General features: G+C 65.3%; 7 protein-coding genes. 2 read left to right on the forward strand and 5 right to left on the reverse strand.

Annotated elements, in window-relative coordinates:
* Positions 1–58: 58 nt before the first annotated feature.
* Positions 59–1,564: an HD domain-containing phosphohydrolase gene (locus tag AC07PE_RS24750; RefSeq protein WP_498769526.1), complete on the reverse strand. Its 1,506-nt coding sequence runs from the start codon at positions 1,562–1,564 to the stop codon at positions 59–61.
* Between the two features lie 226 nt (positions 1,565–1,790).
* A complete protein-coding gene (locus AC07PE_RS24755; RefSeq protein WP_498769528.1) occupies positions 1,791–2,528 on the reverse strand; it encodes a DNA-formamidopyrimidine glycosylase family protein in 738 nt (245 codons plus the stop codon).
* Between the two features lie 159 nt (positions 2,529–2,687).
* On the opposite strand from AC07PE_RS24755, the gene AC07PE_RS24760 reads away from it, so the two are divergent.
* Positions 2,688–3,191 (forward strand): DUF3016 domain-containing protein, encoded by a 504-nt coding sequence (locus AC07PE_RS24760; protein WP_498769530.1) that lies wholly within the window; start codon positions 2,688–2,690, stop codon positions 3,189–3,191.
* A gap of 130 nt (positions 3,192–3,321) precedes the next feature.
* Positions 3,322–5,718 carry a catalase gene (locus AC07PE_RS24765; RefSeq protein WP_498769532.1) on the forward strand — a complete coding sequence of 799 codons (2,397 nt, stop codon included), beginning with the start codon at positions 3,322–3,324 and terminating at the stop codon, positions 5,716–5,718.
* 97 nt (positions 5,719–5,815) lie between these two features.
* On the opposite strand, the gene AC07PE_RS24770 is transcribed toward AC07PE_RS24765, so the two are convergent.
* From AC07PE_RS24770 to AC07PE_RS24780, 3 genes are read right to left on the reverse strand one after another with little or no spacing between them, the layout of a single operon-like run.
* Positions 5,816–6,925: a hypothetical protein gene (locus tag AC07PE_RS24770; protein WP_498769534.1), complete on the reverse strand. Its 1,110-nt coding sequence runs from the start codon at positions 6,923–6,925 to the stop codon at positions 5,816–5,818.
* A gap of 12 nt (positions 6,926–6,937) precedes the next feature.
* Positions 6,938–7,435, reverse strand: coding sequence for a hypothetical protein (locus AC07PE_RS24775; protein WP_498769536.1), 498 nt, complete (start codon positions 7,433–7,435; stop codon positions 6,938–6,940).
* A 14-nt stretch (positions 7,436–7,449) separates the two neighbouring features.
* Positions 7,450–8,061 carry an RNA polymerase sigma factor gene (locus tag AC07PE_RS24780; RefSeq protein WP_498769538.1) on the reverse strand — a complete coding sequence of 204 codons (612 nt, stop codon included), beginning with the start codon at positions 8,059–8,061 and terminating at the stop codon, positions 7,450–7,452.
* Positions 8,062–8,282 lie beyond the last annotated feature (221 nt).

Consider the following 8,282-nt stretch of genomic DNA (forward strand, 5'->3'; position numbering starts at 1 on the left):
ATCTTGCTCCGGCCCGGCGTAGTCTACCGGACTACGATGCGCTTGTCCTCAGGTGGCTTCAGTCCGGCCACTGGCGGTTGATTTCATCCGCCTTGTCGAGGTTCTTGATGAGCAGGTCGACATAGTGCGGGTCGAGATGGTGGCCCGCCACTTCACGCAGATAGTCGCGCACCTGCGCGATCGGCCAGGCTTCCTTGTAGCAGCGTTCGTGGGTGAGGGCGTCGAACACGTCGGCCACCGCCACGATGCGCGCATAGGGGTGGATCTGCTCGGCCTTCAGGCCTTGCGGATAGCCGCTGCCGTCCCACTTCTCGTGGTGCTGGTGGGCGATCACGGCCGCCGCCTTCAGGATCGGACGTTGCGAGCCGTCCAGGATCTGCAGGCCGACGGTCGGGTGCTGCTTCATGATTTCCCATTCCTCGGGCGTGAGGCGGCCCGGCTTGAGCAGCACCGCGTCCGGGGTCGCGATCTTGCCGATGTCGTGCATCGGCGCCGCGTGCATCAGCACCGCGGTTTCGTCTTCCGACATGCCGGATTCCTGGGCCAGCAGGTGGCAGACCTGGGCCATGCGGCGCACGTGGTTGCCGGCTTCGTTCGAGCGCGATTCGACCACGTCGCCGAGGCGCAGGATCAGCTCGGCCTGGGTATCGGTGATTTCCTGGTTCAGCAGGATGTTGTCGAAGGCGATCGCCACGCCCGAGCAGAACACGTCGAGCAGCTGGACGTCGATCTCGGAAATCTCCTCGACGCCTCTCAACACTAACAGCGACGCCTTGCCGCTGTTGTTCGGGAAGTAGCCGACGTAGGTGTCGCCGTGCAGCTTGGAGATGCGGTTATGGCGCGCCTCGTCGAGCTGGGCCACCAGTTCCGGGCCGATGTCGGACTCGCCCATGTCGCCGATGCGGGCCAGGATCTCGTAGTGGCTTTCGCCGGTGATGACGCTGGCGCCGGCCACGCGCAGCAGCATGCTCTGCTCGAGGCGCAGCAGGGCCACGACCTGCTGCAGCAGGCCGCTGGCGAAGTCCTTCAGGTTACGCTGCTGGAAAATGTGGGCCGAGGCCGCGATCACGCGCTCCAGGCCTTCGCGGTAGGTCAGCTGCACGCGGCGCGCATCCTCGACCTTCATGATGTCGCGGTAGGCGCGCAGGGCGGCGAAGGTGGTGGTGAACAGCTTGGTGCGGTCGAGCTCGGTCTTTTCCTTGTAATCGTTGATGTCGTAGTCGACGATCACGCGCTCTTCCGGCGCCTGGCCGGGCTGGCCGGTGCGCAGCACGATACGGGTGAACTGATTGTCCAGCTCCTGGCGCATCCAGCGCGCCACTTCCAGGCCGCTGTCCTCGCGCTCCATCACCACGTCCAGGAACACCAGCGCGATGTCCTTCTCGCGCGCCAGCACTTCCTTGGCTTCCGCGCCGCTGTAGGCGTGCACGAAGCTCAGGCCGCGGCCGTCCAGGCGGAAGCGCGACAGGGTCAGCTTCGTGATGTCGTGGATATCCGGCTCGTCATCGACGAGCAGCACCTTCCAGGGGGCGAGCTTGGGCGTGGCGGCAGACAGGAATGACATGACGATGTCCAGTATCGAGATTGCGTCGGAAAAAAGAACAAATCTTGCGTTAAAGCAGTATTACGCGAAATCGATTGTAGTATGAGCCTTACCCATTAACAACAGGAAATATTGAATTGATCACGTAAAAAGTCACAATGCCGCAACGTGATGATTTGATAGTGTTTCCAGACCGAAAACGTTGCGCCAGGAGCGGGCATTTTTGCGGTGCATGCACCGCCATGGATCAGCCGTAACGCTTCTGGCAGCGCTCGCACCAGAAGCTGCGCCGGTTGGATCGGCCGAGATTGGCCTTGTGGAAGGGGATATTGCAGCGCGGGCAGATCTTCTTGGCGTGCGCCAGCCAGTGCTGCTTGAGGGTCCATTCCTTTTTCCATGCCAGGAAGTCGAAGCTGTACTCGCGGGCCTGTTCGACCAGGGCGCGCAGCTTGGCGGGCGGCAGGGCGCCGACCGTGGACAGCGGGTGCAGGCGGATGCGGAACAGCACCTCGTTCTTGATGATGTTGCCGACCCCGGAAAAGATGTCCTGGTCGAGCAGGGCGTCGCAGGCCAGCATGTCGGGATTCGACCGCAGCTTCTTTCTCGCCTTTTTCGGGTTCCAGGCATCGGACATGACGTCCGCTTCCCAGTCGTAGAGGGCGTCGAGATCGCAGTCGACCTCCTTCACCGAGCAGGCGTAGAAATTCAGGAAGCTGCCGTCGGCAAAATGCAGCGACAGGCGCGGCGGCTTGTCGCGCTCTTCGTTGATGCGGTAGGTGCCGAACAGCAGCATGTGGATGCGCACCGCCATCGTCGGCATCTGGATGAAGAACTGTTTGCCCCAGGTGCGCAGCGCGACCACCGGCTGGTTCAGCAGGCGCGAGGTATCGATGGCCCAGGTATTGCCCTCGGCGCGCACGATGGTCTGGCCGACGAAGCGGGCAGTCTGTTCCTTCAGAATATAGAGCGATGGTCCTTCCGGCACGGCGTTCTCCCTTCGCCGCCATTGTCCGGCGGAAGAGCTCGCGCCCGATGTGCGGGGACTAACAATCGATTACAAACTGATGATGGAAAGAGACGGACACAGGCGCCAAATGGGGCGTATATTCGTAGGTGGAATATAAAACGACGAAAGGATAGGACGATGAAATCGCTGATGCAGAAAATGGCTCTCGCGGGCCTGTTTGCGTTGGTAGCCGGCAGCGCTGGGGCCACTACCACGGTGAGCTATGTGGCGCCGGACAAATTCAGCGACATGCCCTTCGTGCCATGGGAACGCGAGGAAACGCTGAAGGACCTGACCGAGCATTTCACCAAGCTGGGCGGCAGCCTGCCGCCGGGCCAGGACTTGCGCATCGAGGTCACGGACGTCGACCTGGCCGGCCGCCTGATCCCGAGCATCCGCCTGGGCCGCGACCTGCGCGTGCTGCGCGGGCAGGCCGACTGGCCGCGCATCGAACTGCGCTATGCCGTCGAGCAGAATGGCCAGGTGTTGAAAAGCGGCGAGGCGCGGCTGAGCGACATGAACTACCTCGACCACCGGACCCGCTACTTCGACAGCGAACCGCTGCGCTATGAAAAGCAGATGATCGACGACTGGTTCGAGAAGACCATCGGGCCGCTGCCGCGCCGCAGCAGCCGCAATTAATATGCACTATCTGGCCCTTAGAAATGATTTATGGCTTCTAAGGCCTATCTGTTAGTGAACTAACGTTGTGCCCTTGCCTGGTCGGCTATGTTGATCATCCGATCAATGTAGTCAACCAGATGAGGACAGGATGACCGCCCCTAAAAAGACTTCCGGCGCCGATGGCGCAGGTTCAGTACTGAGCACCGTTGCCGGCCCTTCCGATGCCGCCCCGCCCAGCCCCGCGAAGGCTGCCAATCCGGTCGAACAGCGCCTGTTCGAAAAGACGGCCGCGGAAAAGCAGCTGGCCGCCGACATGCCCTTCAACCCGAACAAGCCGGGCGAATATGGCGACGCATCGCGTACCCCTGCTGAAGGCGACCACCACCAGCCTTCCACCCACGCCGCCACCGGCAGCACCAGCAGCGAGATCGCCAGCTCGGACAAGGTCGGCAGCGGCACGCCGCCACAGGGCGAGAACCCGACCGTGGCGCCGCTGGACCGCGTGCGTGTCGACCCGGCCGACCGTCACCTGACCACCAACCAGGGCGTGCCGGTAGCGGACAACCAGCACTCGCTGAAGATCGGCCTGCGCGGTCCGACCGCGATGGAAGACTTCATCCTGCGCGAGAAGATCACCCACTTCGACCACGAACGCATTCCCGAGCGCGTGGTGCACGCGCGCGGCTCGGCTGCGCACGGCTTTTTCGAGGCCTACGACGATTTCAGCAGCCTGACCCGCGCCGCCCCCTTCGCCGCCAAGGGTAAGCAGACCCCGGTGTTCGTGCGCTTCTCGACCGTGGCCGGCGAGCGCGGCTCGACCGACGTCGCGCGCGATGTGCGCGGCTTTGCCGTCAAGTTCTATACCGACGAAGGCAACTGGGACCTGGTCGGCAATAACATTCCCGTGTTCTTCATCCAGGATGCGATGAAGTTCCCGGACCTGGTCCATGCCGCCAAGCCGGAACCGCACCACGCCATGCCGCAGGCGGCCACCGCGCACGACACCTTCTGGGATTTCGCCGGCCTGTCGCCGGAAATCGCGCACATGCTCATGTGGGTGATGTCGGACCGCGCGATCCCGCGCAGCTACCGCACAATGCAGGGCTTCGGCGTGCATACCTTCCGCATGATCAACGCCCAGGGCGAGTCGCGCTTCGTCAAGTTCCACTGGACGCCGCTGCAGGGCACCCACTCGCTGGTGTGGGACGAGGCGGTCCGCATCTCCGGCGCCGACCCCGATTTTCACCGCCGCGACTTGTGGGAAGCCATCGAATCCGGCAACTTCCCCGAGTGGGAGCTGGGCCTGCAGATCTTCACGGAGGAGCAGGCCGCGTCCTTCCCCTTCGACATCCTCGACGCCACCAAGCTCGTGCCGGAAGAGCTGGTGCCGCTGACGCCGGTCGGCCGCCTGGTCCTGAACCGCAACCCGGACAACTTCTTTGCCGAGACCGAGCAGGTCGCTTTCTGCACCGCCCACATCGTGCCCGGCATCGATTTCAGCAACGACCCGCTGCTGCAGGGCCGCAACCACTCCTACCTCGACACCCAGATCACGCGCCTGGGCGGCCCGAACTTCCATGAAATCCCGATCAACTCGCCGATCGTGCAGATCCAGAACAACCAGCGCGACGGCTTCCATCGCCAGGCGATCCCGCGCGGCCGCGTGAACTACGAGCCGAACTCGCTGGGCGGCGGCTGTCCCTTCCAGGCCGGGAAGCGGGGCTTCACCAGCTTCCCCGAGCGCTTCACGACCGAAGACAAGGTGCGCGGCAATCCTGAGCTGTTCGCCGAACACTACGGCCAGGCGCGCCTGTTCTACCAGAGCCAGACCCCGGCCGAGCAGGCCCACATCGCCAACGCCTTCCGTTTCGAGCTGACGCGCGTGCAGACCCCGGCCGTGCGCCAGCGCATCCTGGCGCTGCTGGCGAACGTGGACGATGCCCTGGCGGCGAAGGTCGCCGAGGGGCTCGGCATGGAGGTGCCGGAACCGCTGCCGCGCGCCTTCGACGGCCCGGTGCCCGAGTATGCGCCGTCGCCCTCGCTGTCGCTCCTGAGCCGGCCCGGCGAGACCGGCGTGCGCACCCGGCGCGTTGCGATCCTGGTGGCGCCGGGCGTGGACGGCGCCCAGGTCGGCAAGCTGTACGCGGGCCTGCTGAAGAGCGGCGCCGTGCCTCGCCTGGTGGGCAATATGCTGGGCAAGGTCAAGGCGGCCGACGGCACTGCGCTCGATGTCGAGATCTCGCTGGAGGCGGGGCCGTCGGTGATGTACGACGGCATGATCGTGCCGGACGGCGCCGCGGCCGCCGACGCGCTGGCGCGCAATGCGCATGCGATCGACTTCGTGCGCGAGCAGTACCGCCACGGCAAGCCGATCCTGGTGCTGGGCGGCGGCGCAAACCTGCTGGCCAAGGCGCTGATCCCGACGGCGCTGCCGGACGGTTCGCCCGACCCGGCCCTGCTGGTCGACGGCAAGCTCGATGCCTTCGAGGCGGCGCTGGCCGCGCATCGCGCCTATGCGCGCGAGACCGATCCGCCGATGGTGTAAGCGAAAAAAGGCCCGGCGCAGAAGCCGGGCCCAAAGCCGGGGAGAGCCGGCATCCCAGTGAAAACCGTGAACGCCGGCGCTGCCGGCGTTGTTACGACTACTGCGCCTTGCCGGCTTTTTCCGCCTTCGCGGCCAGTTTCGCCAGCGGCTCCTTGACCGTGTAGTCGGAAGGCACCGCGAACAGATTCGCGGCCGGCTCCTCGCGCTTCAGGCTATCCAGGCGGAACACGGTGTCGCCGCTGCGCGGGTCGCTGTGCTTGGTATAGACGGTCACCTGCAGGTCGGGCGCATACCAGCTCTCGTCCGATACCACGATGGCGTTGCGGTTGCCGATCTCGCCGGCCGGGATCTCGTAGCTGCGCAGCTTGCCCTCGGCCTTGACGCCATTGAAGTCGCGGGTGCCGAGGTCTTTAGTGGTCGCTTTCGAGGCCCACTTCATGTCGCCGAAGGCGCCGGCGGTCAGCGGCGCCAGGCGCACCTGGGCGTCGCGCAGGGCGGCACTGTTTTCTTCCAGCGCCTTCGAGACCTGGATGCGCACGTCCTCCCGGATATGCTGGCGCGCCTCGGCATCCACGCGCGCAACACGCTTGACGATGATTTCCTCGCCGCCGTCGGCCAGCTTGTGCCGCTCGACGGTCGGCAGAATGCCATCCTTGCGCATCTGCTCGACCCTGGCGCGCGCCTCCTCGCCGGCCTTGCGGCCTGCTTCGGCCGCCTTGCGCGATGCCTCAGCCGCCTGGCGGACGGCCAGCCGCTCCGCCTCGCCGGGACGGGCGATCTTCGTCGCAGTACGATCCTGCGGCCTCAGGATCCAGGTGGCGCCGGCGACCGGATCGTGGATGGTGACGACTTTCAGCTCGCCCTTGGCATCGACGACTTCCTGGCGGGTGCGGCCGGCGCTGTCGCGATAGGCCATCGTGGTGTGGCGCTCGGCGATCTGGTTGCCGTCCGCGAGGTTCTGCTGGCGCTCGTTCACCATCTGGGCGCTGTAGGGCGCGTTCTTGATCGAGCGCACGCCGGGTTCGCCCATGATGCTGAAGCTCGTCGGGCCGAAGGTGCTGAGCGCGCCGTTGTGCGACATGACAAAACGGTCGGCCTGGACCCTTACAGGCGCCGTGCGCGGATCGTCGGCCGGGCCTTCCTCGGCCAGGCTCGGTAGGGCCAGGCTGGCCAGCAGTGCTGCAAGAACGAGTTTGTTGGTCTTCATGGCATCCTCTGTTTAATTAATGGAAGTCAGTCGTACGGCCAGCGGCTGGCCGTCGGCGCCGAGCAGCATTTCGGCCTTCACCGTGTCGCCGGCGTTTTCCGGGGTGAGCGGGATCCCCAGCGGCGCCAGGCTGCTGCGGGATACTTCGGTTTCGACCACGCGCGGCGCCGGTTCGCTTTCGATGCGCTCGGGCGATTCGAGGGCGATGAACAGGCCGCCGCCGTCGCGCGATACCAGGGCGCGGCTTCTGGCGTCCGGGTCGGCGGCCAGGCGCGGGTTATGCAACATCAGGCTGAACACCGTGATGGCCGTCACCGCCGTCGACAGGCCGCCGGCCAGGGCCCAGCGCTTGAGCGCCAGCGTCTGATACCAGGGTTTCTTCTGCGGGAACTGGCGGGCAAAGGCCTGCATCAGTTCTTTCTCGACGCCGCGCGGGGCGTCCAGCTTCGCCATCTCGCCGCGCAGGGCGTCGAGCAGCGGGTCCAGGGGGTCTCGGTTTCGGGGTTCCATGTGTCGGGTCCTTCTCATGCTTGGGCCAGGTCGGGCGCGCTGCGCCATCCGGCAAGGCGCTTGGCCAGGGCTGCGCGGCCGCGCGACAGGCGCGAGCGCACGGTGCCGATGTCGACCTGGCAGATGTCGGCGATCTCGGCGTAGGAAAGTTCGTGCATTTCGTAGAGGATGACGACGTCGCGGTAGTGCGGCGCCAGGTGGGCCAGGGCGCGCCGCACCTGCTCGGCGGCCTCGTTGTCCAGCACGCGCGCCAGCGGTCCGCCCTCGTCCAGCGGCAGGTCCAGCTCGGCATCGTCGTCGCCGTCCTGCGCGGCGTCGACCGAGGGCAGGGCGACGTGGCGCTGGCGGCTTTCTTCCAGCTTCAGGATCAGGTTGCGCGCCACGCCGAACAGGAAGGCCTGTAGCGGGCCGCGCAGCGGATCGAAGCGGAAGCGCTCGGTCAGCAGGCCCATGAAGGCTTCCTGCACCACGTCGGCGGCGGTGGCGTCCGAACCGCAGCGCAGCAGCGCGAAGCGGTACAGCGGACCCTGGTGGCGCCGGTAGAGCGCCGAGAAGGCGTCCGCAGCGCCGCCGCGCATGGCGCGCAGCAGGTCGGTGTCGTTGGTGTTGGCGGAAATGGTGTTCATGGGTAGCGGTTATTTACCCATATTCCGCCGGGGAACCAAAAAAGTTCCAGATTTTTTTAAAAACTTGGCGGTTTGGCCTAACCAGCAATGCACGCGCTCATGTTCATGGCCGAGAGATGCCTGTCACGACTGGCAGCTAACGGCCTATTCCGTTGAAAAACTCCCCTTGATGCCAGCTCTGTCAACGCCTACCGTTATCTAGGTAAAGCGCGAAGACGGAG

Source organism: Telluria sp. GW821-FHT07G12 (genome assembly GCF_059418525.1).

What these genes read in the sequence shown, in the direction of transcription:
- AC07PE_RS24750 (WP_498769526.1), bottom strand. Translation starts at nt 1,564, where the DNA reads ATGTCATTCCTGTCTGCCGCCACGCCCAAGCTCGCCCCCTGGAAGGTG.
- AC07PE_RS24760 (WP_498769530.1), top strand. Translation starts at nt 2,688, where the DNA reads ATGAAATCGCTGATGCAGAAAATGGCTCTCGCGGGCCTGTTTGCGTTG.
- AC07PE_RS24765 (WP_498769532.1), top strand. Translation starts at nt 3,322, where the DNA reads ATGACCGCCCCTAAAAAGACTTCCGGCGCCGATGGCGCAGGTTCAGTA.
- AC07PE_RS24770 (WP_498769534.1), bottom strand. Translation starts at nt 6,925, where the DNA reads ATGAAGACCAACAAACTCGTTCTTGCAGCACTGCTGGCCAGCCTGGCC.
- AC07PE_RS24775 (WP_498769536.1), bottom strand. Translation starts at nt 7,435, where the DNA reads ATGGAACCCCGAAACCGAGACCCCCTGGACCCGCTGCTCGACGCCCTG.
- AC07PE_RS24780 (WP_498769538.1), bottom strand. Translation starts at nt 8,061, where the DNA reads ATGAACACCATTTCCGCCAACACCAACGACACCGACCTGCTGCGCGCC.